The sequence below is a fragment of the Parasphingorhabdus flavimaris genome, assembly GCF_013371215.1.
Classification (GTDB): domain Bacteria; phylum Pseudomonadota; class Alphaproteobacteria; order Sphingomonadales; family Sphingomonadaceae; genus Parasphingorhabdus; species Parasphingorhabdus flavimaris.
Genome location: NZ_JABWMH010000005.1, coordinates 161,886 through 186,608, shown reverse-complemented (window position 1 = coordinate 186,608; position 24,723 = coordinate 161,886). Strand labels below are relative to the sequence as shown.

General features: G+C 56.7%; 28 protein-coding genes. 14 read left to right on the top strand and 14 right to left on the bottom strand.

Features of this window, described 5'->3' with window-relative positions:
• Positions 1-87: 87 nt before the first annotated feature.
• From HUO14_RS15540 to HUO14_RS15525, 4 genes are all read right to left on the bottom strand, one after another.
• On the bottom strand, positions 88-495 hold the full coding sequence (locus HUO14_RS15540; RefSeq protein ID WP_176280752.1) for an NADH:ubiquinone oxidoreductase subunit NDUFA12: 408 nt from the start codon (positions 493-495) through the stop codon (positions 88-90).
• Positions 496-576: 81 nt separating this feature from the next.
• Positions 577-1,080 (bottom strand): DUF192 domain-containing protein, encoded by a 504-nt coding sequence (locus tag HUO14_RS15535; RefSeq protein WP_176280751.1) that lies wholly within the window; start codon positions 1,078-1,080, stop codon positions 577-579.
• A gap of 17 nt (positions 1,081-1,097) precedes the next feature.
• Complete coding sequence (locus HUO14_RS15530; RefSeq protein WP_176280750.1) at positions 1,098-1,718, bottom strand: cold shock domain-containing protein; 621 nt, start codon at positions 1,716-1,718, stop codon at positions 1,098-1,100.
• A gap of 148 nt (positions 1,719-1,866) precedes the next feature.
• On the bottom strand, positions 1,867-2,349 hold the full coding sequence (locus tag HUO14_RS15525; RefSeq protein WP_246255719.1) for a regulatory protein RecX: 483 nt from the start codon (positions 2,347-2,349) through the stop codon (positions 1,867-1,869).
• Between the two features lie 223 nt (positions 2,350-2,572).
• Between HUO14_RS15525 and HUO14_RS15520 the strand changes: the two genes are divergently transcribed.
• On the top strand, positions 2,573-4,303 hold the full coding sequence (locus HUO14_RS15520) for a fatty acyl-AMP ligase (RefSeq protein WP_246255717.1): 1,731 nt from the start codon (positions 2,573-2,575) through the stop codon (positions 4,301-4,303).
• A gap of 88 nt (positions 4,304-4,391) precedes the next feature.
• Positions 4,392-6,761 carry a putative bifunctional diguanylate cyclase/phosphodiesterase gene (locus HUO14_RS15515; RefSeq protein WP_343046115.1) on the top strand — a complete coding sequence of 790 codons (2,370 nt, stop codon included), beginning with the start codon at positions 4,392-4,394 and terminating at the stop codon, positions 6,759-6,761.
• A gap of 14 nt (positions 6,762-6,775) precedes the next feature.
• On the opposite strand, the gene HUO14_RS15510 is transcribed toward HUO14_RS15515, so the two are convergent.
• Positions 6,776-7,507 carry a ParA family protein gene (locus HUO14_RS15510; protein ID WP_176280748.1) on the bottom strand — a complete coding sequence of 244 codons (732 nt, stop codon included), beginning with the start codon at positions 7,505-7,507 and terminating at the stop codon, positions 6,776-6,778.
• A gap of 47 nt (positions 7,508-7,554) precedes the next feature.
• Positions 7,555-7,905, bottom strand: a complete 351-nt coding sequence (arsC, locus tag HUO14_RS15505) for an arsenate reductase (glutaredoxin) (protein WP_176280747.1) — start codon at positions 7,903-7,905, stop codon at positions 7,555-7,557.
• Between the two features lie 162 nt (positions 7,906-8,067).
• Between arsC and HUO14_RS15500 the strand changes: the two genes are divergently transcribed.
• A complete protein-coding gene (locus HUO14_RS15500) occupies positions 8,068-10,230 on the top strand; it encodes a TonB-dependent siderophore receptor (protein WP_176280746.1) in 2,163 nt (720 codons plus the stop codon).
• A gap of 33 nt (positions 10,231-10,263) precedes the next feature.
• On the opposite strand, the gene HUO14_RS15495 is transcribed toward HUO14_RS15500, so the two are convergent.
• Genes HUO14_RS15495 through HUO14_RS15485 form a run of 3 tightly spaced genes read right to left on the bottom strand, consistent with a single transcriptional unit; the run spans position 10,264 to position 12,146 of the window.
• Positions 10,264-10,803, bottom strand: a complete 540-nt coding sequence (locus HUO14_RS15495; RefSeq protein WP_176280745.1) for a (2Fe-2S)-binding protein — start codon at positions 10,801-10,803, stop codon at positions 10,264-10,266.
• An 18-nt stretch (positions 10,804-10,821) separates the two neighbouring features.
• A complete protein-coding gene (locus HUO14_RS15490; protein ID WP_176280744.1) occupies positions 10,822-11,337 on the bottom strand; it encodes a DinB family protein in 516 nt (171 codons plus the stop codon).
• 44 nt (positions 11,338-11,381) lie between these two features.
• Positions 11,382-12,146 carry a class II aldolase/adducin family protein gene (locus HUO14_RS15485; protein ID WP_176280743.1) on the bottom strand — a complete coding sequence of 255 codons (765 nt, stop codon included), beginning with the start codon at positions 12,144-12,146 and terminating at the stop codon, positions 11,382-11,384.
• A gap of 259 nt (positions 12,147-12,405) precedes the next feature.
• Here HUO14_RS15485 and rpsU point away from each other — a divergent pair, with 259 nt between their 5' ends.
• Genes rpsU through HUO14_RS15470 form a run of 3 tightly spaced genes read left to right on the top strand, consistent with a single transcriptional unit; the run spans position 12,406 to position 13,876 of the window.
• Positions 12,406-12,612: a 30S ribosomal protein S21 gene (gene rpsU / locus HUO14_RS15480; protein ID WP_067197663.1), complete on the top strand. Its 207-nt coding sequence runs from the start codon at positions 12,406-12,408 to the stop codon at positions 12,610-12,612.
• 35 nt (positions 12,613-12,647) lie between these two features.
• Positions 12,648-13,235, top strand: coding sequence for an FKBP-type peptidyl-prolyl cis-trans isomerase (locus tag HUO14_RS15475; RefSeq protein WP_176280742.1), 588 nt, complete (start codon positions 12,648-12,650; stop codon positions 13,233-13,235).
• A 32-nt stretch (positions 13,236-13,267) separates the two neighbouring features.
• A complete protein-coding gene (locus HUO14_RS15470; RefSeq protein ID WP_176280741.1) occupies positions 13,268-13,876 on the top strand; it encodes an FKBP-type peptidyl-prolyl cis-trans isomerase in 609 nt (202 codons plus the stop codon).
• A 34-nt stretch (positions 13,877-13,910) separates the two neighbouring features.
• Here HUO14_RS15470 and HUO14_RS15465 read toward each other — a convergent pair whose 3' ends face one another.
• Entirely contained in the window at positions 13,911-16,001 is a 2,091-nt protein-coding gene (locus HUO14_RS15465; RefSeq protein WP_176280864.1) for a RelA/SpoT family protein, read from the bottom strand.
• A 173-nt stretch (positions 16,002-16,174) separates the two neighbouring features.
• Entirely contained in the window at positions 16,175-16,504 is a 330-nt protein-coding gene (locus tag HUO14_RS15460; protein ID WP_176280740.1) for a CC_3452 family protein, read from the bottom strand.
• Between the two features lie 173 nt (positions 16,505-16,677).
• Here HUO14_RS15460 and HUO14_RS15455 point away from each other — a divergent pair, with 173 nt between their 5' ends.
• Positions 16,678-17,217 carry a winged helix-turn-helix transcriptional regulator gene (locus tag HUO14_RS15455; protein ID WP_176280739.1) on the top strand — a complete coding sequence of 180 codons (540 nt, stop codon included), beginning with the start codon at positions 16,678-16,680 and terminating at the stop codon, positions 17,215-17,217.
• A gap of 19 nt (positions 17,218-17,236) precedes the next feature.
• On the opposite strand, the gene HUO14_RS15450 is transcribed toward HUO14_RS15455, so the two are convergent.
• Positions 17,237-17,818: an HD domain-containing protein gene (locus tag HUO14_RS15450; RefSeq protein ID WP_176280738.1), complete on the bottom strand. Its 582-nt coding sequence runs from the start codon at positions 17,816-17,818 to the stop codon at positions 17,237-17,239.
• A 163-nt stretch (positions 17,819-17,981) separates the two neighbouring features.
• Between HUO14_RS15450 and HUO14_RS15445 the strand changes: the two genes are divergently transcribed.
• Positions 17,982-19,214 (top strand): sensor histidine kinase, encoded by a 1,233-nt coding sequence (locus tag HUO14_RS15445; RefSeq protein ID WP_176280737.1) that lies wholly within the window; start codon positions 17,982-17,984, stop codon positions 19,212-19,214.
• Positions 19,211-20,011 carry a LytR/AlgR family response regulator transcription factor gene (locus HUO14_RS15440; protein ID WP_176280736.1) on the top strand — a complete coding sequence of 267 codons (801 nt, stop codon included), beginning with the start codon at positions 19,211-19,213 and terminating at the stop codon, positions 20,009-20,011. Before HUO14_RS15445 ends, HUO14_RS15440 begins: the two co-directional genes overlap by 4 nt.
• Positions 20,012-20,014: 3 nt before the next feature.
• Here the strand turns inward: HUO14_RS15440 and tadA are convergent, their stop codons facing one another.
• On the bottom strand, positions 20,015-20,473 hold the full coding sequence (gene tadA / locus HUO14_RS15435; RefSeq protein WP_176280735.1) for a tRNA adenosine(34) deaminase TadA: 459 nt from the start codon (positions 20,471-20,473) through the stop codon (positions 20,015-20,017).
• Positions 20,474-20,624: 151 nt separating this feature from the next.
• On the opposite strand from tadA, the gene rpmB reads away from it, so the two are divergent.
• On the top strand, positions 20,625-20,915 hold the full coding sequence (gene rpmB, locus HUO14_RS15430) for a 50S ribosomal protein L28 (protein WP_176280734.1): 291 nt from the start codon (positions 20,625-20,627) through the stop codon (positions 20,913-20,915).
• A 4-nt stretch (positions 20,916-20,919) separates the two neighbouring features.
• On the opposite strand, the gene HUO14_RS15425 is transcribed toward rpmB, so the two are convergent.
• The gene (locus tag HUO14_RS15425) at positions 20,920-21,993 is read right to left on the bottom strand and encodes an esterase-like activity of phytase family protein (RefSeq protein ID WP_176280733.1); all 1,074 of its coding nucleotides are present in this window, start codon (positions 21,991-21,993) and stop codon (positions 20,920-20,922) included.
• A gap of 99 nt (positions 21,994-22,092) precedes the next feature.
• On the opposite strand from HUO14_RS15425, the gene HUO14_RS15420 reads away from it, so the two are divergent.
• The 4 genes from HUO14_RS15420 to HUO14_RS15405 are packed head-to-tail and all read left to right on the top strand — an operon-like array spanning position 22,093 to position 24,723.
• Entirely contained in the window at positions 22,093-22,803 is a 711-nt protein-coding gene (locus HUO14_RS15420; protein ID WP_176280863.1) for a CoA transferase subunit A, read from the top strand.
• Positions 22,803-23,135, top strand: coding sequence for a DUF5076 domain-containing protein (locus tag HUO14_RS15415; protein ID WP_176280732.1), 333 nt, complete (start codon positions 22,803-22,805; stop codon positions 23,133-23,135). The genes HUO14_RS15420 and HUO14_RS15415 overlap by 1 nt, the downstream gene beginning before the upstream one ends.
• The gene (locus tag HUO14_RS15410; RefSeq protein WP_176280731.1) at positions 23,135-24,079 is read left to right on the top strand and encodes an HAD family hydrolase; all 945 of its coding nucleotides are present in this window, start codon (positions 23,135-23,137) and stop codon (positions 24,077-24,079) included. The genes HUO14_RS15415 and HUO14_RS15410 overlap by 1 nt, the downstream gene beginning before the upstream one ends.
• Positions 24,080-24,081: 2 nt before the next feature.
• Positions 24,082-24,723: a 3-oxoacid CoA-transferase subunit B gene (locus tag HUO14_RS15405; RefSeq protein ID WP_176280730.1), complete on the top strand. Its 642-nt coding sequence runs from the start codon at positions 24,082-24,084 to the stop codon at positions 24,721-24,723.

Genomic DNA, 24,723 nt, shown 5'->3' with positions numbered 1-24,723 from the left:
CAACATTGTCGCCGCCGAGCCAGCCGCAGCCGGACAGCAGGATCGTCGCCAGAATCGCGAATGAAATGGAGTGGCGCGTCATGCCTGTCATTCCGCTTCGGCGGGGTTCCAGGATTCGTAGTCGCCGGTGGCTGCTGCGCGGCGACCGCCTTCTTCCAGAGCGCCAGCCGGCCGATAGGCTTGCGCCGTACCGGTAAGATTTCCGCTCGGTTCCTTTTCCCAGATACGCGCTTGCGGCAGATGGCTTTCGGGAATCTCGTCGTAGCTGTGATGGAGCCAGCCATGCCATTCGGGCGGCACGCGGCTGGCATCATTGGCACCATTGTAGATGACCCAACGGCGTCGTGAAGGATGGCCGGAGCTCTCCTTCTTCGACTGAAAATATTTGTTGCCGAACACATCTTCACCGACGCGTTGGCCATTGCGGGCGCTGAACAGGGCGGTGCCGATCGTTGCGCCGTTCCACCAAGTGAATATGTTCGCCAATATGTTCATGCCGTTCGCTTAGCCCCGCAGACAGGCGGTCCGCAATGAAAAAATGTCAAACAGGAAGGATGTTTGCCGATGCGGGGAGGTTCATCGCCAGGTGACGGTGTCGCCCGGCCCGATACCGAGTTCAGCGGCGCGGCCCGCCGCAATTTCCAGCACCGTGGCAACCGGCTCGTTAGACCGAACCGAGTCGAGCGAATAAGGCGTGGTATTGGCGGCGACCGATTCGATTGTTCCGTCGCGCCGGATGAAGATGATATCCAGCGGGATCACCGTATTCTTCATCCAGAAACTCGCGACCCGATCCTCTGGAAACGGAAAAATCATGCCCTTGTCCGACGGAATTTCGGTCCGGAACATCAGGCCCCTGGCCTGTTGAGCGCTGGTTTCTGCCACTTCGACGACAAAGTCATGCACTGCGTCCGAGGTTTGAATACTGAGCGGAACCAGCCTGAGACCCGCTTCGGACAAGGTTGTTTCGGACTGCTGGTTGCTCGTTGCGGTTTCGCCGGTCCGGGCATAGCAGCCGGACAGGCTGAAGGCGGGAAGCAGCATCAGGGTAAGCGCGATCGCTTGTAATATCTTGTTCATCGATATGGGTATCTGCTTCAGATTGAGGAGGGCAAGCTGACTTGCGCAGCCATGTGGCCACGCTCGCCGTCTTTTATGAGGGCCAGTAATTGCTGGCCCGGAACGACATCTGCAATTCCTGCATCGCGGAGCGTTTCCATATGGAGGAAAATATCGCCCGCGAGATCGTTGCTGACCAGAAAGCCATAGCCTTTGGCGCGATTGAACCACTTTACTTCCGCTGCAATGAATTCGGAAAGATCCTCGACCGCGCGGAGCACTGGCTGTGCGGATGATGGCGCTGCCCCCGAGCTCGTTTCCGCGCAGGCGGACAAGTCTATGTCGAGAATTTTTGTTGCCTGCAATCCTTTGGGGGCGGCAACATATTCGCAGGTAACCATCGCCATTTCGGGTAATTCCCGCGTGCCCAGCGTTTCGAGCAGGCTCCAGTGAATCAATATATCCGATTGTGATGTCGCGTTTTTTGCGCCGGAATCTTCATTTTCCGGGACGATGAAACCGAATCCGCGATGACTGTCGAACCATTTGACACGACCTTTTGTACGCAATGGTTCCACGTCCGAGGAACTATGTTCGTCATCGTTGGCCTGGGCCATGTGACTATCCGCAGGATTTGGTTCCGCAAATAAGATTGCCACGATGCATCTCCGCACAAAACTAAGCTAAATCAAGAGTCTGATAAACTTTTCGACTCGGCATAGAGCTTATATCATAATAATTGTAAACTGGCGATTCCCGACCTTCATGACGTCAAACCCTTCGCGATCCGCACCAGGCCGCCGTCTATCAGCTGTCCTCCGATATCTCCGCGCCCGGCCTGGCAAAGACAAAGCGCGAGGCGACGTCAAAATCATGGCCGGCCCGCAGAAAGGCCTGCAGTTGCTTGCGGCATTTATCGCTGTCCTGCTGCGACTCGGCATAAGGACCAATGCGGCGCTTGCGGGCAAATTTGTCGGCTGCGGCCCATTTGTTCGATTCGCTGGTCTGGTAGGCTTCGCGGCCGTCCGCCTCGCTGATCCCCGCCTCATATAGCGCGTGCGAGACCCGGCGGGTTCCGTAGCCGCGTCTGGTCAGGGCGGCGGCCTTGCTTTGAGCGTAAGTTGCGTCATCGACATAGCCCAATGCGGCTATATGCTCTACCAGTTCCTCGACCGCTGGAGGCTTGGCGTCATCCCACTCTCTTTCCCCGATTTTTCGCTGCAGATATCGCGCCAGTTTTTTGCGGCTCGTTGCATAACGCTCGACATAGCGTATAGCGAGCCGATTCAAGCTCTCCCGATCTAACGTTTTAACGCTATTTTTCAACGGCTTGACCTTCTGGTTTGACGTTTGCCCTTTTTGTGCCACAGTCGGGCCGGAATTTAAACGCCAGAGCTTATCAATGACAATGGCAGATTAGGTTAAAGGGACGTATAAAAAGCCACTTGGCACCCTTACCGATAGAAATAGATTGGTTTTTAGGAAGGCTGGACCTTCCGGGAATGGATATTGGATGACCGAAATGACTGCAACCCCGACTGTGGACGAACTTCCGCGCCGCTTTTCCGATTTTGACACGTTGGGAGATGCGCTGGACTATGCGGCCCAGGGCCAGAGGGGATTTAATTTTCACGACGCCCGTGCCGCGCTCGTCCGCGCCTATCCGTTTAGCGAATTGCGCGACGACGCATTGGCTGCTGCGAAAAGACTGGTTGCATTCGGTATAAAACCGGGCGACCGGGTCGCGCTGATTGCCGATACCGAGCCACAATTCTGCGCGTTGTTCTTCGGCGCCGTCTATGCCGGTGCCCTGCCGGTGCCATTGCCATTGCCAACCTCATTCGGCGGCAAGGACAGCTATATCGAACAGATCGGCGTGCAGCTTGATAGCTGCGAGCCTGCGCTATTGCTGTTTCCAGACGAAATCGAGGAACTGGCGGGCGCTGCGGGCCAGTCGCGCAATATCCCGGTTTCCGGATGGGATGTTTTCGCTGCCAAGGATGCTCCCGAGGTGGAATTGCCTGCGGCGGACAGCAGCGACATTGCCTATCTGCAATATTCCAGCGGGTCGACCCGGTTCCCGCATGGTGTTGCGGTTTCGCACAAGGCGTTGCTGCACAATCTTGGTTCGCATGCCCATGGTATGCTGATCGGCGACACCGATCGCTGCATTTCCTGGCTGCCTTTCTATCATGATATGGGTCTGGTCGGATGCTTCCTGTCGATGGTCGCAAACCAGGTTTCGACCGATTATCTCAAGACTTCGGACTTCGCCAGGCGGCCATTGTCCTGGCTTGACCTGATCACCCGCAACGAGGGGACCTCCTGCAGTTTCTCGCCGACCTTCGGCTATGAAATTTGCGCCCGGCGCATCGGCAGCCAGTCCAATGTCAAGGAACGTTTCGACCTGTCGCGCTGGCGGCTGGCGGGCAATGGCGCGGACATGATCCGTCCGGACGTGATGCAGCGGTTTACCGACGCTTTTGCGCCGGCAGGGTTTGACGCCAAGGCGTTTTTGCCGAGCTACGGGCTTGCGGAAGCAACGCTAGCGGTAACCCTGATGCCATCGGGTGAGGGCATGGAAGTGGAACTGGTCGAGGAGACCGAGCTTTCGGGTGAAAAACAGAGCGACGGCAAGCGCCCGAAACGCTTCCGCGCGATCGTCAACTGCGGGAAGCCGGTTCGCGATACCGTGCTGGAAATCCGTCAGGAAAACGGCGCCGTGCTGGCGGAAAAAACCGTCGGCAAGGTCTGGATGAAGGGCCCGGCGGTGATGGAATGCTATTATGGTGACCAGGAGGCAACCGATGCCTGTCTGGTCGACGGGTGGCTCGATACCGGCGATATGGGCTATCTATCCGAAGGCTATCTCTACATTGTCGGTCGCGCCAAGGACATGATCATCATCAACGGCAAGAACCACTGGCCGCAGGATATTGAATGGGCGGTCGAACAACTGCCCGGTTTCAAGGCCGGCGATATTGCCGCTTTCGCGATCACCACTCCTGGCGGAGAAGAAACGCCGGCAGTGCTGGTCCAGTGCCGGACCTCGGATGAGATCGAACGTTTGCGCCTGCGCAACGAAATCAAGGAAAAGGTCAGGGCCATCACCGGAATGAATTGTGTGATCGAACTGGTCCCGCCGCGCACCTTGCCGCGCACCAGTTCCGGCAAGCTAAGCCGCGCAAAAGCCCGAAATCTGTATCTTTCAGGCGATATCCAGCCTTATGCTGTCGCCGCCTGACCGCGGTTAATTTCCGGCAACCAGATATCGCAAGAAAATTTAAGCAGATGCTTACGTTTCGCTAACATTTTCGGCGTAATGGTCGGGCGTGGAAAAAATCATCGCACCTTCCGGTTTGCCGCGGGATATCCCGCTGAGCGTCTTACTTGGCCTGTCCAACCCTGAAGGGGTTGACTGGGGGCGTATTCGTGCGCTGCAATTCAACGGCATCCAGCAGCATGGTTTGCTGAAAATTATTGCTGCGATTGTGTGCGGCCTGCTGACTCTGCAATGGGGCATCGGCCAGATCAATATGATGTTCCTCGGCCTGTGGTTTTCGGCATTGGCGATGCTGAGCATCTATTCCCATCTATGGTCCCGCAAAAAGCTGGCATGGCAGCGGAAAACCGTTGATCGCGCGGAGACGCGGATGGTCAATTTCCTGTCGCTTGTCGACGGGTTGATCTGGGGTGCCGGATTTCTGCTATTTGCATTCGAGGCGGATCTGATGACGGTGCATTCGCTCTGGGCGATGATGATCTGTCTGATGGTGGGGTCGGCCATGATATTTTCGGCAATCCCGCTCAGCAGCATATTGTTCATTTCAGCCTTGAGCGCAGCGCTGAGCTTCGGCTGGTTTCACGTTGGCAGTCTCGACCTGGCGGTTGCGTCACTGGCAATTGCGGTATTGCTGATCTCGGCCTGCCTCAAGACCGGGCGTTCGTTCATCGAGCGAAGGGTCTCGGAAGCAAGCCTCAACGAGAAAAGCGAGGTGGTCAGTCTGCTGCTCAAGGAATTCGAGGATACGGGGGCCGACTGGCTCTGGCAGACAGATACTTCGCGCCGCATAACCCATGTCTCGCCGCGCTTTGCCCATGCCATAGGACAGCGGCCGGAGGAGATCGAAGGCAAGCCGTTCCTGCAACTGGTGGCTGGAGAATCCTGGGAAAGCGGAAAATTCTCGACCGCGTTGCACGAGCTGGCAGACAAGCTGAAGCGTCGCGACAGCTTCAGCAATATGCTGGTGCCTGTCCAGATCAACGGGGAAAGTCGCTGGTGGGAATTGTCCGCTTCGCCAAAGCTTGATGATAGCGGAGTGTTCCACGGATTTCGCGGGGTCGGGTCGGACATAACTTTGCAGCGTGAATCGGCGGACAAAATTTCGCAATTGGCCAGATTTGACACGCTCACTCGCCTGCCAAACCGCTTGCAGATGACCGAAACGCTCGGGAAAGCGCTCGAGACGGCCGAGCAATGGAACGGACGCTGCGGCTTCATGATGATCGATCTCGATCGTTTCAAGGCGGTGAACGATACGCTCGGGCATCCGGTAGGTGATCGTTTGCTGGCACGCGTGTCCGACCGGTTGCGGTCGATCATGACCGACAATGAACTATGCTGTCGCCTGGGCGGTGATGAATTTGCCATTGTGATCAAGGATGCGCGGGACGTCGAATATATCGAAATCCTGGCGCAGAAAATCATCGACACATTGTCGCAAATATATGAGATCGACCAGCATCCCCTTTATATTGGAGCCAGCATAGGGACCGCGCTCGGTCCGCGTGACGGACGCACCGTCGAGATGCTGATGCGCAGCGCCGACCTCGCCCTGTATCGCTCCAAGGACCAGGGCGGCGGCGTATATCACCACTACCAGCCGAAGTTGCATGTCCAGGCAGAAGAGCGGCGGGTCATGGAAATTGCCTTGCGCAAGGCGCTGGAGAATGATGAGCTGTTGCTCAACTATCAGCCTGTGGTCAGCGCTGATACGGGCAGTGTTGTCGCTTTCGAGGCGCTTTTGCGCTGGAACAGCCCCAAATTCGGCAATGTTTCTCCGGTTAAATTCATTCCAATTGCAGAAGATGCGCGGCTGATCATCCCGATCGGCGAATGGGTCTTGCGGACGGCCTGCGAGGAAGCCATGAACTGGCCTTCCACCGTCAAGGTCGCGGTGAATGTTTCCGCCGACCAGCTAACCGAACCGGATTTTCTCGAAACGGTGGTGTCGGCGCTTCAGGATAGCGGGCTGCCCCCGCATCGCCTGGAGATAGAAGTGACCGAGAGCATCTTCATGCGCGAGGGTGCCGGCGCGGCTCAAATGCTTGACGAAATCATTGCACTGGGGATCAACCTCTCGCTCGATGACTTCGGTACCGGCTATTCCTCGCTCGGTTATCTGCGCAAGACGCGCTTCACGACGATCAAGGTCGATCGCAGTTTTGTGCAAGGGGCAGCGAAAAATGTCCCCGAAAGCCTTGCCATAATCCGCGCAGTCGTGGCGATGGCGGATAGTCTCGGGATGGCGACGACCGCCGAAGGTGCGGAGACCCAGGAAGAGGTGCAGATGATCCAGAAACTGGGTTGCACCAAGATCCAGGGCTATTATTTCGGCCGGCCAATGGTCACCGAGGATGCCAGAAAATTGTTCAGCACGTTCGATGCCGAGACGCTGGAGTATAGCAGAAAGTCCGCATAGCCCCCCGGTCGCGCCTAATTTTTCGCCAGCCGCTTTTCAATCCCGCGCCAGATTCTTGCATAAGCCTGGGCGGCAGGGCTGCGCGGCGCGAAGCTGCCGACCGGCATCTGCAATTGCGTCATATGCTCGACCGCGCTGGACATCGGGATGACCGGCCATTTCGGTTTTCTGATCAGGCCCTGATTGTGGATCGATCGCCGTCGATCGACCATCGTATAGACCGGTAGCAATGGTGCGTGTTTTTTCCCGGCAGCATTGAGGAACATCTGGACATCGGTCAGCGCGCGTTCGGACAGTGGTGAGGGGATCGTGGGAACTATGACAATATCGGCGTTGCGCAGGATCTGCTCGCTGGTCTCTGTAAGACCGGGCGGGCAATCCAGAATGATCCGGTCGTAATCCTTGCCCATTTCCTTGAGCAATTTTCCGAGATGCCGCTTCTTGCCGATCTGGAAAAACAGCCGGTCGAGACCGCGCAGCGACACATCCGCTGCCAGGAGATCGAGATTTTCGATTTCGGTCGGCTTGATCAGCTTGGCCGGCTTGATGTTGCCGGCAACCAACGCACGCGCGCGATCTTTCTCCGCCTTGTCGCCCTTCAGGATGAACGACGCCGAAGCTTGCGGGTCGAGGTCCCAGAGCAATGTCCGCCGCGAACTGCCGATCGCGCTGTTCCATGCAAGATTCACGGCAGTACAGCTTTTGCCGACCCCGCCCTTCATGCTGTAAACTGCGACTACCGCCATTTTCTTTCCCGGTCTGTTTTACTCAAATCCGCCGAAAGCGCATGATATCAGAGTATCTCTTGTACGATGTCCTGCGGACGACATAATCTGACCCCTATTTCGGTCTCAACCAACGGCCGGTTGATCAACATCGGTTCCTCGGCCATGGCGTCCAGAATCTGATCCGCCGTCGCATCGGCTTTCGTCAATCCTAGCTCCTCGGCGGGGGAGCCACGGACTCTTAAGCCTTCCTGCGGGGTGATGCCAGCATCGCCGAACAGCTGTTCCAGCTTGGCACGCGTGGGCGGGTTTTTCAGATATTCGACCACCGCGAGATCAACGCCGGGCGTTTCTTGCAATATCGCCAGGGTCTTGCGGGACGTGCCGCATTTCGGATTATGCCAGATGGTTGCCTTCATGTTTCTCGCTCCTTTTGCGTCGCAGTCACTCCCTAACCACAAGAGCAAGGGTTGTTTCAAAGAAAAACTCGGGACAGGCAAGATTCTTTCGTTGCATTTGATAACCATTATCATTAGCGGAAGCGACTGTTGAGAATAGTTCTCAAGTCAGGGAGTTTATCTGTGAATCATCTTTCGCATCGTTCGTTGCGCTTCTTTGCCTCTGCCAGCCTGGTCGCAATCGCTACAAGTCCGGCGCAGGCATCGGCTCAGGAGCTGTGGGAAGAGGGTTTTGTCGACGATCAGGAGATCATCGTTACCGGTGAAAAAGAAGGCTATGTCGCGATCAGCAGCGCGGGCCTGAAAACCGCCACGCCGCTTGTCGATACGCCCCAGACCGTTTCGGTTGTCACCCGCGAACAGCTTGATGACCAGGCGCTTCAGGATATTGGCGATATTCTCCGCTACACGCCCGGCGCATCGATCGGGCAGGGTGAGGGCAATCGGGACCAGATTACCATCAGGGGGCAGAATACCACCGCCGATTTCTTCGTCGACGGTATCCGCGACGACGTCCAGTATTTCCGGCCGCTCTATAATATCGAGCGGGTCGAGATCCACAAAGGCCCCAATGCGATGATCTTTGGCCGTGGCGGCGGCGGCGGGATCATCAACCGGGTGACCAAATCCCCGATCGCCGATCGTCAGTTTGGCGAAGCGACCGCAAGCGTCGACAGCTTTGGTGCTTTTTATCTCTCGGGTGACCTTAATCTGCCCGTCGCTGATTCGGCTGCTTTCCGGCTCAATGGTCTCTACGAAGAATTCAACAATCATCGCAATTTCTACGATGGCCGGCGCATCGCGGTAAACCCGACATTCGGCGCCGAGCTGGACGACAATAACCGGATTTTGCTGTCCTACGAATATGTGGATGATGACCGCGCAGTAGACCGCGGCAATCCGGCCGAGCTGCGCGCAGCCGGCGATGCCTGTTCCTTCGCCGATCCCTGCGGCCCGCTCACCGGATATCGCGATACATTGTTCGGCCAGCCCGGAACCAACCGCACGACGTTGCAGGCCCATATCGTCAAGCTGCGCGTCGAGCATGATTTCAGCGACGAGCTGAGCTTCAGCTCGACCACCCAATATGGCGATTATGACAAGCTCTATCGCAACGTCTATCCGGTTGATGCCCGCAGCAATGACATCCGGCTGACGCCGGCTGTCGATTCGGTTACGCTCGACGGTTATGTCGACACCACCGATCGCGAGAATTTCATCACACAGGGCAATTTGCTGTGGACGGGCGAGACTGGCGCTTTGGGTCATAGCCTGTTGCTCGGTTATGAAATCGGCCAGCAGCAATCGGCCAATGCACGGCGCGACATATTATTCGCCGCCAGCAATGATGACCAGATCGTGATTCCGCTCACCGACCCCATCGCGGTGCCGGCCTTTACCTTCCCTGCCTTCAGCCGCAGCACCGTGTCCGACCTCAAGTTCCTGTCGCTGTACGTGCAGGACCAGATCAGCATCGGCGACCATTTCGATATTATCGGCGGCGTCCGCTTTGATCGTTTCGATCTGGATGTGAATGATATCCAGAACGGCTTGTTGCTCAGCCGGACGGACGAGAAATTCTCGCCGCGCTTCGGTGCGATCTACAAGCCGCAGGAGAATGTCTCGTTCTATGCGAGCTATGCCAAAAGCTTCCTGCCGCGTTCGGGCGACCAGTTTCTGACGCTCTCTCCTAGCGATGCCAATCTCGCACCGGAAACATTCGAAAATTACGAAATAGGTGTGAAATACGACCTGACATCGGGGCTCAGCCTGACCGCTGCGCTGTTCCGCCTCGACCGCGATGACCAGTCAATCCTGCTCGACAATCAGGGCAACAGCACGCTGTCGGGTTCGCGGACCGAAGGTGTCGAGTTCCAGCTCGTCGGCAAGCTTACCGACCAGTTGCAGATCAACGCCGGCTATAGCTATCTCGACGGACAGCAACGCAATGCGGCCAGCGTCGGCGGGCAGGACTTGCGGCTGTTCCAGGTACCCGAGCATATGATTTCATTGTGGACCAAATATGATTTCACCGATCAATTTGCGGCCGGTGTCGGGGTGACCCATCAGTCCAGCCAGTTCGCCACCAATGACAATACGGTCCGCATCCCGGCCTTCACCCGGGTCGATGCCGCGCTCTATTATGATGTGAGCGAGCAGATACAGCTGCAACTCAATGTCGAAAATCTGTTCGACGAGACTTATTATCCGTCGGTCCACAATAATGACAATATTTCGACCGGCGAACCGCTCAATGCGCGGTTTACCGTGAAATTCGGTTTCTAGCGGACATGTGTCCCGGCGCAGGCCGGGGAACAGCTATTTTCCGGGCGTCAGCGCAGGTACCGCCTTGGCGGCATCATCGGGATCGATGCCCGGAGGCGGTGCGGCGCTGAGCACCGCTTCGCCGCGCGCGACGCGTCCCGCGCGCTGGATCGCCTCGCGGATACGCGGATAGGTGCCGCAGCGGCAGATATTGGTGATCGCCTCGTCAATCGCGGCTTTCGAAGGGTTGGAATTTTTCTTCAGCAATACCGCCGCCGCCATGATCATGCCGGACTGGCAGAAACCGCATTGCGGGACATTTTCCGCTGCCCAGGCCTGTTGCACCGGATGGCTGCGATCGCGTGACAGCGCTTCGATGGTGGTGACGAACCGGCCCTCCATCTCGCCGATGGTGACCAGGCAGGAGCGGATCGCTTCGCCGTCGACCTCGACCATGCAGGCCCCGCAATCGCCGGTGCCGCAGCCATATTTGGTGCCGGTCAGGTTGGACGCATCGCGCAGCGCCCAGAGCAACGGCGTTTCCGGATCCATCCGGTACTGGACCGGACGGTCATTGACGGTGAATTTGGTCAATTTTCCTCCCTTGGCAAACTAGCCGTGATGACTGGCGTACAGAAACCGGGCATAGCCGATTTCTGAAGCGTTCTTGGTCAATTCCACTGTAGACCAAGCGACCACATCCGCAAGAGGCCGGTCCTGGAAAGGCCAATTGGCCTTGTCGCTGGACAACAGGTCCGCTTCATCCAGCTTCTCCATGCGTGCCCTCCACTGGCCTTCCAGATCATCAATCCAGTCCACGGTCCGATCCGCATCGCCCGGCCAGAATATGGTTTCTCGCCGCTGCAATGCCGATCCGAACGAATGGTCGAGAACCATGGTCAGCCAATAGCCGATATGCCAGGTGATCCAAGATATTGTCGGCGGCCCGATGGCATAATCTTCCCGATCGGGCCAGTCGGCGATCCACTTTCCGTCGGGCCGGGCATGAACCCCCGGGCCGCGGGGAGCGGGACGCCAGAGACACTCATCCGTGGTCAGGCCCTCGAGATGGAAATGCATCAGCTTTGCAGCCATGTCATATTGTCTGGTCAGGGTTTCCCGCAACATGTTCTGGTCGGATGGATCTGGCCGTTCTGGCGATCTGCCGTCTTTTACTCCCGCCAGCTTCTGTCTTCGCGATCGATCAGCCGCACCATGGCATCAAATTCCGGCACGCCCTGTTGCAGCGGATCGATTGATGCCTGCGAGAGATTGTCGAGATGTTTCTGGATCACCTCTTCGCCGATCATTACCGGCTTGCCCATGGACAGCGTCTGCATCTGGATTTCGCAGGCACGTTGTAACACCCAGTGGTTGAGGAACGCCTGTTCCAGCGTCCGGCCCATAACCACCGGCCCGTGATTTTCGAGCATCATCATCCGTTTCTTGCCCAGGCTGGCGAGGAAGCGCGGGCCTTCGTCCTCGTGCACGGTGATGCCTTCAAACTTGTGATAGGCAAGGCGCGGGACGATTGCGGCGGCGTAGAAATTGATCGGCTGCAGGCCGCCTTCGACCGAGGATACCGCCATGGTTGCGGTAGTATGGGTGTGGATGATCGCGTGGACATCGGGCAGTTCGCGGTGGAACAGGCTGTGCTGGGTAAAGCCGGCCTTGTTGACCGGGTAGGTCGAGCCGTCCAGCGTGTTGCCGTCGATGTCGATCTTGACCAGAGTAGAGGCGGTGACCTCGCTGAAATGCAGGCCGTAAGGATTGATCAGAAAAGCATCGTCCTCTCCGGGCACCTTGAGGGTGATATGATTGAAGATCATCTCGTCCCAGCCGAGATAGGCGAAAATCCGGTAGCAGGCGGCAAGCCGCTGGCGGGCCTGCCATTCTTCTTCGCTGCAACTCGATTTCACATTGATTGCGGTGGCCATTTTTCTCTCCTCGAATCGACTTTCATGGTCTCTGTGCATCAATCTATAGCAAAGGCTCGAAAAGACGAATCCAAAGCTCTCGCCATTTGCGCATTGAATCGCGTAAAAGCTTGCCTCGGTGCCGAGAAATTGATAGGCGACCCGAGATTGAAGCAGGTTGATTCTGCTGCAAACCCTTTTTTATGGCTTTTACACTAATATAGGCCGGAAGAAATTGCTTCTGGTCCGCTACGAAATTTGAACGGAGTTACTCAGTCTTATGCAAATCATGGTTCGCGACAATAATGTTGATCAGGCGCTCCGGGCGCTCAAGAAAAAATTACAGCGCGAAGGCGTCTATCGCGAAATGAAGCTTCGTCGCCACTATGAAAAGCCATCCGAAAAGCGCGCCCGCGAAAAGGCTGCTGCCGTTCGCCGCGCCCGCAAGATGGACCGCAAGCGTATGGAACGCGACGGCCTGATTTAAGCACTTCGGCTCCACGACAATAAGGTAGCCTGCCCATGTCTGTCACGACAGTTCCGATTCAACCCATCCAAAAGGGTTTGCTGGCCAAGATCTGGATCGGCGTCTTGCTGATTGCAGGCGCCGCTCTGCTTCTCGCTTATACGGGAACCCGAAGCGTTGTCAGCGACGGCGCAAGCAACGAGCAATTTCTTGCCGCCAATGCAGATGAGGATGGTGTTGTAACCACCGAATCGGGCTTGCAATATAAAGTGATAAAGCCGGGCGAGGGGCCATCCCCCACTGCTACCGATACCGCGCTGGTCAAATATGAAGGCCGTCTGCGCGACGATACGATCTTCGACGCCAACGAACAGGCACCGATGCCGGTTGGCGGCGTTGTTCCCGGTTTCTCCGAAGCGCTGCAGCTGATGCAGAGGGGCGGAGAATATCGGATATGGATTCCGTCGGACCTTGCTTATGGCGAAGCATCTCCGGGCGACCAGATTCCGCCAAATAGTCTGCTTATCTTTGATGTGACGCTGCTGGACTATATTTCCGCAGCGCAGATGGAAGAATTGCGACAGCAGATGCAGGCGCAGGGCGGCATGCCCGGTGGTCCGCCACCCCAGGGCATGGGCCAATAAAACGCGGCTTCTTTGCCGGTGGAGACTAGTCCGTGAGTGAAATCGGCCAATCCAGGACAAGCAGCGAGCCATCATCGCGGATCAAACCCTTTTTGACGGGGCTTTTGCTCGGCATCATATTGATGGCGGCGCTTGCTGCTGCGATACCGGAGAAAACCAGCCCGACCGAATTTGCCAAAGCAGGATGGGAAAAGCTCTTCCCGCCACCGAGCAACGCCGATTTCCTGAAGGACAATGCGAAAGAGGCCGGGGTCAAACAGACCAAGTCCGGTCTTCAGTATAAAATCATCAAGCCGGGCAAGGGCCCGAAGCCAGTGGTTACCGATACCGCGCTCGTCAAATATGAAGGCCGCCTGCGCGACGACACGATTTTTGATGCCAATGAACAGGCGCCGATGCCGGTTGGCGGTGTTGTTCCCGGTTTCTCCGAAGCGCTGCAACTGATGCAGAAGGGTGGAGAATATCGGATATGGATTCCTTCGGACCTTGCCTATGGCGAGGCATCACCCGGCGAACTGGTTCCGCCAAACAGCCTGCTGATCTTTGATGTGACCTTGCTGGACTTTATATCTGCCGAGCAGATGGAAGAATTGCGCCAGCAAATGCAGGCAGGATCCGGTGGACCACCGCCCGCACCTTGAGCTTTTCAATTCCTGTGCCGGACAGGTCTGTGCACTAGGAACGTTCGGCCTGGGCGACCGCTTCGGATGCACGCAGGGCAGATAATATCCGCATCAAATGGTGGACATTGTGCACTTCCAGATCAACGTCGAATGTATGGAACGGACCGTCGCGATGCGACAGCCGCAGGTTGAGGATATTGGCATTGTGAAAGCCGAAAATCCCGGCCATTTCGGAGAGCGTTCCCGGCTTGTTGTGCAGGACGACGCATAGCCGCGCCGCCGCTCCGTCGCTTTCATTGCCCCAGCTCAGGTCGACCCAGTCGGCGTCCACACCATCGGCCAGGCTCGGGCAATCGATCGTATGGACTTCGACATTCTTGCCGCTTCGCCGCAGGCCGACGATGCGGTCTCCGGGTACCGGATGACAGCATTCAGCCAGATTGAAAGCGACGCCGGGCGTCAGCCCCTTGATCGAAATGGCGCGATCCTGTTCGGGCCACTGGCGTTCGTCATCATTGTCGTTGACGCTGCCGGGAATGAGTGCTTCCATCACTTCACGGTCGCTGAGCTGGCGGGTGCCGATCGCCATCATCAGCTCGTCGGGGTCTTTCATTTCCAGTCTTTTCAGCGCCGCTTTGATCGCGCGCGGACCGACTTTTCCGGGCAGGCGTTCGATAATTTCCTCATATAGCTCGGTGCCCATCGCGATTATTTCGTCGCGTTCCTTGTATCGGACATTGCGGCGGATCGCCGACCGGGCCTTTCCGGTGATGACAAAGGACAGCCATCCGGGCTGCGGTTCCTGCCCCTTGGATTTCAGGATTTCGACGACATCGCCATTCTGCAACTGGGTGCGCAATGGCACGTGACGACCATTGAGCTTGGCCCCGACCGCCTGGTTGCCGAGATCGGTGTGGACGGCATAAGCGAAATCGACTGTGGTCGAACCCCTCGGCAGTTGCAGCAACGTACCCTTGGGCGTGAAGGCAAAGATACGGTCCTGATACATGGCCAGACGGGCGTGTTCGAGCAGTTCCTCGGCGTCTTCCGCCTGGTCAAGAATTTCGATCAGGTCGCGAATCCAGCCGGCCTGGCCATCGGGACGGTTGCCCTGCTTGTAGGCCCAGTGCGCTGCGAGGCCATATTCATTGTCCTCGTGCATGCGCTGCGAGCGGATTTGTATCTCCACCCGCATATTATTGCCGTGCATCAACGTCGTGTGGATCGATTGATAGCCGTTGCGCTTGGGAGTGGAAATATAATCCTTGAACCGGCCAGGAACCATTTTCCATTTTTCGTGCAGGATGCCGAGCGCGCGATAGCATTCCGCGCTATTGTCGGTGACCACCCGAAAAGCCATGATATCGGTCAGCTGTTCAAAGCTGACATGCCGTTCCTGCATCTTGCGCCAGATTGAATAAGGATGTTTCTCGCGTCCGCTGACCTCCGCTACCAGTCCGCCATTTTTGAGCGCTTTCTGAATTGAATCGGAGATTTTCTCGACCTGGCCTTCGTCGCCTTCCTTGATCGCCTGCAACCGCTTGGTGATGGTTTCATAGGCTTCCGGCTCCATATGGCGAAACGCGAGCAACTGCATTTCGCGCATATATTCGTACATGCCGATTCGCTCGGCGAGCGGCGCATAGATATCCATGGTTTCATGGGCGATCCGCCGCCGCTTTTCTTCGCTCTTGATGAAATGGAGGGTCCGCATATTGTGTAGGCGGTCGGCAAGCTTGACGAGCAGAACACGAATGTCGTCGGACATGGCCAGGAAGAACTTGCGCAGATTTTCAGCCGCGCGCTCGTTGTCGGTCTGCGCTTCGATCTTGGACAATTTGGTTACGCCATCGACCAATCGGGCGATTTCGTCGCCGAACAATTTTGCAATTTCTTCGGACGTAGTGAGCGTATCTTCGACGGTGTCGTGAAGGAGGGCGGTGACGATGGTCTGCTGGTCCAGCTTGAGATCGGTCATCAGACCGGCGACCTCGATCGGATGGCTGAAATAGGGATCGCCGCTGGCGCGCTTCTGGCTGCCGTGCCTCTGCACCGAAAAAACATAGGCGCGGTTGATCAAGTCCTCATCCGCATCGGGATCATAGGATCGAACCCGTTCCACCAATTCATATTGCCTGAGCATCAAATGAGGATGTAGCGCTTTCGCGGCCGGGGCAACAAAAAAAGAGCGCCGAAGCCCGCTCTCATGTCCGGGGAAGGAACCAGAGCATTGGCTTCGGCGCTAAATCTGACCGGGGGGAGCCAGCGAGCTGGCTGCTGTTCGGAGCGAGAGACCGGTCAGAGGGGATAGGCAAATCAATCGTTGCACTTCGCCAGCGCATCGGCGTCAAAGGCTTCGCCTTTATATGCGAAACTGGCGACAGGACCGAATTTGTCGGCGATTTTGGCGCAGACCGTACGGGGCGAAGAGCTGCTTTTGCCGCCGATACACTCGGTGCCATCGCAGCGAATGACAGTGCCCTTGATAATTTCCCGGCCGGCTTCCACCGGGGCCTGCAGTTCGGCAGTATAGGCGACTGCGGTGCTGCGGGCCTCGGCTGTCGTGGCGGTGAACAGGGTCAGCGACGTCATCGCGGCAATGCTGAATATGATCGATGCGCGGAGAGGGCTTTGGGAGAGAAGCATTTTATATCCTTTCTTGTCTGTCGTTTCTGGGCCGTCTTGCGATGGCCAAGGGGGAGAAAATTGTTGTTGCAATATCAGTTGCGAATCAGTACCTATATTAATAGGTTTTAAGTTGCAACTAAAAACTTATATTTTTTTCGCACTCATCGTCAAACTGGTTTAGGAACAAGACCATGGACAAAATCAGAGAAGATCTATCGAGTCTGGCCGGCGGTGAATGCAGTCTGCCCATGGCGCTGGAGGTTATTGGCGAACGTTGGTGCTTCATGATATTGCGCGCCGCGCTTAACGGTGTCGGGCATTTTGAAGATTTTCTGTCCGAAATCGGTATTGCCCGGAACATTCTGGCCAACCGGCTTACCCGCATGGTCGAAGCGGGGATCATGACCCGCCGCCCCTGTGATCACGACAAGCGCAAGGTTGAATATCGATTGACCGCCAAGGGACAGGATTTGCTGCCGACCATGATCGCTCTCCGCCAATGGGGCGAAAAATGGCAAACGGGTGTCCCGTCCAATCCGATATTATGCGACTCGCGAGACCGTCAACCGATCGGCCAGATCAGCATGCGGGCGCATGATGACCGGGTTCTGGAGATGAAAGATCTCTGCTGGATCGATGAATCCGAATTGAAGCAGGATTCGGACGGTTCGGGCCGCGACGACATGGTGGTGCGCCACCTGAAGGAAATTGGTGAGTCCTCGGCTGCTTAAGCGCTGACCGCGGCGGCCGCTATTCGGTCGCGTAAATGCTGTTCTTGGGGCGCGCCATGACCCGCCGGACCATCGGCTCGAAAAATTCCAGAGGCGCCGTGTCATAAGTCGCATCAAAGGCGGTCTGGTCATATTTTGCGCAGAATTCGGCACAATCTTCAAAATGTTCATGGCCGCGGAACTGTTCGCGCATGTCGCGATCCTGGCCGAGATAATGGAAAAAATAATAGCCTTGAAAAATGCCGTGCTGCTGCGCGATCCAGTGGTTCTTGGCGCTGACAAAGGGTTTCAGGATCGCTGCGGCAACATCGGGGTGATTATAAGTGCCGAGCGTGTCTCCGACATCGTGCAGCAAGGCCATCACGACATATTCCTCATCCCGGCCGTCGCGGTGGGCGCGGGTGGCAGTCTGCAGGCTGTGCTGCATCCGGTCGATCGGAAAACCGCCAAAATCGCCGTCGAGCAGTTTCAGATGGTCCAGCACCCGGTCGGCGACCTTGCTCGCAAAATCACCAAAATGACTGCCGATAATCTGCCAGTCTTCCTGCGTTCCTTCTTCCATGGAAGGGAATTTCGCTCTGACTTCGTTGGGACCACCCATGTCGCTCTCCTCTATCTTTCCTCTCTTATCCAGCCGCATTACCGCCCCCGAAAATGCATGTTTTGCAGCATTTCCATGAAAAGCGGTGCCGGTCGAGACCTTTATTTGCGCAAATGATAGGCGATTCTTCCCCAACCGGCAATGCCCCGCTATAGATAGGGAAATGGCCGTCATAGAAATCCGCCCCCAGCCGTTTTTTGGCAACAAGAACCGGGCATTCTGGAACCTGCAATCGGCGGGCTGGGCCGGCGCGCTCATCTTGCGCGCGATCGGCGGAATATCCAACGGACTGCCTTTGAGTTTCCTGGTGCCGGTCATTATTTCCACGATAACCGGCTATTCGATCTCCCTGTTGCTGTCGGTGGTCTACAAAAATCTGATTCACCGCCGCCCGATCGTGACATGGAGCAGCACCGCCGTCATTCTGACAATTGCAGCGGCGCTCTATGCGTTCATTGATGCCTGGGTTTTTCTGATCCAGAACCCGACGACGGAAACCGCGTTTATCACCCTGTTCCTCGGATCACTGTTCCTCGGTATCATGTTGCTGGGCGCGTGGTCGGCGCTCTATTACGCGATCAACTTCTTCCTGCGCGTCGAGGAGCAAAATGATCAGCTGCTACAGCTCGAGGCCCAGGCCACCCGCGCCCAGCTCGCGATGCTGCGCTATCAGCTCAATCCGCATTTTCTGTTCAACACGCTGAACAGCATCTCGACCCTTGTGCTCCTGCGGCAGACGGAACCGGCCAATGCCATGTTGTCGCGGCTGTCGTCGTTCCTCCGCCATACTCTGGTCAACGAAGTCCACAGTCGCGTGACTCTGGCACAGGAAGTGGAAACGCTGCATCTATATCTCGATATCGAGAAAATGCGTTTCGAGGAACGGCTGCGATCCCATTTTGATATCGATCCGGCCGTGCGTGATGCATTACTGCCATCCTTGCTGCTCCAGCCGCTGGTCGAAAACGCCATCAAATATGCGGTGACACCACAGGAAGAGGGCGCGGATATTTCGGTTTCGGCGCATCTTGACCGCGGCAAGCTGCGGATTACGGTGTCGGATACCGGGCCCGGGAAAACGGGTACGACTGCCGCCAAAAATGATTCAACCGGTGTCGGCCTGGGCAATATTCAGGAGCGGTTAAACCAGGCTTATGGAGAGTCCGCGATATTCGAAACGCGCTCGGCTCCGGGTGAAGGATTTACTGTAATCATCGCTCTGCCATTTGAAACGAGAGAACAGATCGACCGGGAGGCTGCCGATGATTCGGCGACCGACGAGCAAGTGAGAAACGAAACGATTTTTGGGGAGCATGCATATAGCGATGCCGATCAGCGGGAGCCGGTCAACACACCGGCGATGGCATCCTTTCAGCATAAGGATTTAAAAACATGACGATCAAAACGATATTAGTCGATGACGAAAAGCTCGCGATTCAGGGTCTGCAGATCCGGCTCGAAAAATTCGATGATATCGAAATAGTCGATACCTGCCGCAATGGCCGGGAAGCGATCCGCAAGATCAAGACCTTGAAGCCCGATCTGGTGTTTCTCGATATCCAGATGCCGGGGTTTGACGGGTTTTCGGTGGTGCGTGGCATCATGGAGATCGAACCGCCCCTGTTCATATTCGTCACCGCCTATTCCGAACATGCAGTCCGTGCGTTCGAAGCCGAGGCGATCGATTATCTGGTAAAGCCGGTCGAGGAAGACCGGCTGGCCGACGCGATTGACCGGGTGCGCAAGCGTCTCTCGGAAAAACGCGGTGCCGACGAAATCGAGAAGCTGAAGTCGGTGCTCAGCGAAGTAGCCCCCGATGCCATGGCCAATATGGACGATTCGGAAGAACCGGCCTCCGCCGACCGTTACGAGAAGCTGATCAATGTGAAAGACCGCGGCCAGATTTTCCGGGTTGATGTCGATTCGATCGAACGCATTGACGCGGCCGGGGATTATATGTGCATCTACACCGCCGACAACAGCCTGATTTTGCGTGAAACGATGAAGGATCTCGAGAAACGTCTCGACCCCCGCCATTTCCAGCGGGTGCACCGTTCAACCATCGTCAACCTGAGCCAGGTCCGCGAGGTGAAGCCGCACACCAATGGCGAATGTTTCCTGGTGTTGGGATCGGGCGCACAGGTGAAAGTCTCGCGCAGTTACCGCGATGTCGTCGCGCGGTTCGTGCACTAAAGGCTAGTCCCGCCGACTCCGGAAAAAATCCTTCAGCAACGCGGCTGATATTTCTTCGTCCATTCCGGCATAGACTTCCGGCTGGTGATGGCAGGTCGGGGCATTGAAAAACCGAACGCCGCTGTCTACCGCTCCGCCCTTCGCATCGCTGGCTCCATAATAGAGCCGGCCGATGCGGGCATGGGCAATGGCCCCGGCGCACATGGTGCAGGGTTCCAGCGTAACCCAGAGGTCGCAATCTTCCAGCCGGTCAGTGCCGAGAAATCGTGCGGCTTCGCGAATCGCAACGATTTCGGCATGGGCGGTCGGGTCATGGTCGATTCGGGTGCGATTATGGCCGCGCCCGATGATTTCCCCCTTTTGGACAACCACCGCGCCCACCGGCACTTCGCCCACGGTCAAGGCGGTTTTCGCGAGGTCCACGGCGGAGTCCATGAAGGATATATGTTTTGACGGCGCCATCGGCTGCGCCTAGCGGGAAAGCAGATGGATTGCCAGACAGGCTGTGGTGCAAGGAAATGCGCCGTAATGCTTGACGACCTTCTGCTTTGTGGTTATCCGGACCCACTTTCCCGCTGGGAATCACTCAATAACAAGAAATTGGACTTATACGATGTCGCGGATTTGCGAACTGACAGGTAAGACTCGGCTGGTAGGCAATAATGTGTCACACGCCAAAAACCGGACCAAGAAGACATTTTTGCCCAACCTGCAAAATGTAACGCTTCTGTCCGACACGCTCGGCAAGGGCGTCAAACTGCGGGTATCGACCCATGGTCTGCGTTCCGTGGAACATGTTGGCGGTCTCGACAATTGGTTGTTGAAAACCAAGGACGAAAAATTGAGCCTGCGTGTCAAACGCCTCAAAAAAGAAATCGCGAAAAAACAGGTTGCTACCGCTTAAGCGATCAATCTGATTCGAACGTTGAAAAGCCGGGGCTCGCTCCGGCTTTTTCAGTTTGGCGTTCGCCTGCGGGTTTTTTCAAGGCCTTTTTGCCCTTCAGCAGGCGGAACTTGAACAGCAGGCTTTCCTGAAACGCATTGAAATTGTCGTCGGAAGCCATCCAGACAATCACATTGTCGCCGTCCCGGGTGACGGCCAGTGCCTCCATATTGTCGACCTTCAGCGGTGGTTTTATAGTTGCGATCGGGCGAGACGTCGCGACCTTGCCCGGCTGGAAATCTGACAGTTGCGCGATGGACACTATAGCCGAGACCCCGTCGAGCGGCGTGAATCGCCGGTGCAGCAACAGGGCAGACTTGTCGTCGATCAGAGCTGCATCGGTGAGATTGTAGCCCTTCGGAGGTCGATGCCCGAACAGCACGGCTTCGCTACCCGGTTCGGCAGGATCGTCCTCGAACATCAGCGCCTGATAGCCGCCCTTGGCATAAAGCGCCGATTCGGAAAAAACCAGAAACCTGCCATCCGGCAGTCGAAGCATTGCCTCGGCACCTCCATTTTCTGGCCATTGCTGCGTGGCTTTCGGATAATGCGCGGCTTCCTTGCGGGCGAGGGACGGGCCGTAGCGCCAGATGCTGTGCTGATGCTCATAGCCGACCCAGAACTGGCCGGTCCCGGGATTATAGAGCAATGATTCTGCGTCCCAATTCCGTCTGGCAAATTCATTGGGCTTGTCCGGCCCGTCGGGCAAGGGCGCGATGAACGGACGTATCGCGCGGTTGCCGTCTTCATCCAGGGTAAAGCCGGCCAGCGTTCCGTTGTCGCTGAGCATCAGGAAGCGGTTATCCGGCAGGGCCACCATCGATGATATGCCGCCGAACGCGGGATTGTCGCTGCCGATTTTCCAGCCGCCGAGAAATTCGAGACGGCCAACTCGGGAACGGGCTGCGCCGTCGGGGGCGATTGCTATCGGCTCGAGCGCGATATACTGGCTGTCATTTGCCGGGGGCGCCGGTCCTCGCACATAAGTGACCGGCACGAGAAAGAAAAAGAGGGACAAGCAGGCAAGCAATCGGGTCATGGCCCCGCGCATAACCGATTCATTGTCTCAAACATATTCTATTCTGGACGCTCGGGCAGCACCTGGGCTAGATGCCAATCAATCAGTCAGGAAAGCGCGATTATGAAGAAAATCTATCCCGATGCGGCGGCCGCACTCGAAGGTCTTTTGTTCGACGGCATGCATTTATGTGTCGGCGGTTTTGGCCTCTGCGGGATCCCCGAACGTCTGATCGATGCGATCCAGAAGAACGGCGTTTCGGGCCTCACGATCGCGTCGAACAATGCGGGCATTGACAATGAAGGCCTGGGCAAGCTGCTCCGCTCGCATCAGGTAAAGAAGATGATCGCATCCTATGTCGGGGAGAACAAGGAATTTGAACGGCAATTCCTGTCCGGCGAGCTGGAGGTCGAATTCTGCCCCCAGGGGACGCTTGCCGAACGGTGCCGCGCCGGTGGTGCCGGTATTCCGGGCTTCTACACCAAGACGGGTGTCGGGACGCAGGTGGCCGAGGGCAAGGAGCACAAGGATTTCAATGGCGAGACCTTCATTCTCGAGCACGGCATTTTTGCGGACCTATGCCTGATCAAGGGCTGGAAAGCGGACAAGGCAGGCAATCTGATCTTCCGCAAAACCGCGCGCAACTTCAACGCTCCGATGGCAACCGCAGGCAAGATCTGCGTCGCCGAGGTCGAAGAAATTGTCGAAGTCGGAGAACTGGATCCGGATTGCATCCATCTGCCGGGCATCTATGTCAAACGCCTGATCAGTGGCGCGCCTTATGACAAGAAGATCGAATTCCGGATGACGCGGGAGCGCGAAAAGGCCTGATGGTTGAAGAGAATAAATCCCAGGGGCGGTTCGCCAACGCGATTGCAGTCGATGACTATGATTTTCTGGATCAATCCTGTGAAGTTGCGCGACTCTGGGTGGAAGATAATGGTCCTGCAACTTGTCTGATCCAGCCTGACAGGCTTGCGCAACCGGAGATGTTCGGAATGTTGATGGTCGATGCCATTCGGCACGGGGCCAGAGCATTCGCACAGGCTCATGATATTCGCGAAACCGAAGCCTTGCAAAGAATTTGGTCTGGGCTGGAAGCCGAACGAGATCGCAACACTACCAACCTTGATACTGTTCAGGATTTCGAGAAGCCGAACTGATGTCGAGAATTGGCCCTATATTCCTGACTTTGTCTGTTTCTACGCTGCTTTCCGGCTGCGTCGCAGCGCTATTGCCGCTGGCCGCCGTGGGGGGGTTAGCCAAAAACCAGATTGATCGGACCAAGGCGAAACGGGAACTGGTCGCATCCGGTGCCATCGACCTGGCGCGCAAGTCTGGCTCCGTGACGGTCGGGCCTGGTCGATCGGCTGGCGAGCCATCCCCTGTTGCGGGGAAGATATTCTCCGGAAAAGGCGGTGCCTATGAAATGGCAGAAGTGGATCTCGATGGCGATGCAGCAAATTATATCTCCCGGTTTTTCCAGCCGGTCGGGCCCGATGGTTCGCCCTATGCCGCCTTTGCGGCTTATGCCCTGACACAATCGGCGAAACTGGAAGCAGGAGAGGGCGTTGAATCGGTGGTCCTGGTTCCGCGCGTCGATATCTTCAAGCCACAAACAATCGGATGTGCGGGCAAGCCATTGGCCGTGGCGATTGATCTGGATGACATGACCGGTCGTGACTGGACGGAATCGGAGACGCTCTACCGGCAAAATGGTCTGATCGAAGTGCTGACGAGCTTGCGGGCTGCGGAAATCAGCGTGATCTGGCTATCCGATCAACCGGCGTCGGCATCCGCGACAATTTCGGCCATTCTCGGCGATGCCGGTTTTTCCCAACCGGAATCGGATGATTTTCTTTTTCTTGACCGCGGCGGAGAAGACCGCAAACAGGTTCGGCGCTGGGATGCGGCCCGCAACTATTGCATTGTCGCGATGGCCGGCGACGACCGCGCCGATTTTGACGAGCTTTATGATTATTTGCGGGATCCCGACGGGGCGATCACGCTGGAAAATATGTTTGATAACGGCTGGTTTCTGACACCACCTCCTCTAGTGGAAGCGAACGAACCTGCAAACGCAACACCGGTTGAGAAAGAAGGATAAATATGCCCTGGACTCGCGACGAAATGGCCGCTCGGGCGGCACAGGAGCTGCAAGACGGCTATTATGTGAACCTGGGGATCGGTATTCCGACACTTGTGGCCAACCATATCCCCCCGGGAGTAGAGGTCACGTTGCAGAGTGAAAACGGGATGCTCGGTATCGGACCGTTCCCTTTCGAGGACGAGATCGATGCGGATCTGATCAATGCCGGCAAGCAGACGATCAGCGAGCTGCCGTCGTCGAGCTATTTCAGCTCCTCCGACAGCTTCGCGATGATTCGCGGCGGCCATATCGATCTGACCGTTCTGGGTGCGATGGAAATTGCCCAGAATGGCGATATCGCCAACTGGATGATTCCGGGCAAGATGATCAAGGGCATGGGCGGCGCGATGGATCTGGTCGCGGGGGTGAAGAAAATCATCGTCGTGATGGACCATTGCGCGAAAGACGGCAGCCCCAAGTTTATCCCGGCGTGTACCCTGCCGCTGACGGGAACCGATGTCGTCGACATGATCATTACCGATCTCGCCGTGTTCAAGCGGGAGGATCATGACAGTCCGTTCAAGCTGATCGAGCTGGCACCGGGCGTCAGCGCCGAGGATGTTGCAGCGAAAACAACCGCCGCATTTGAAGTCGCGTTATAA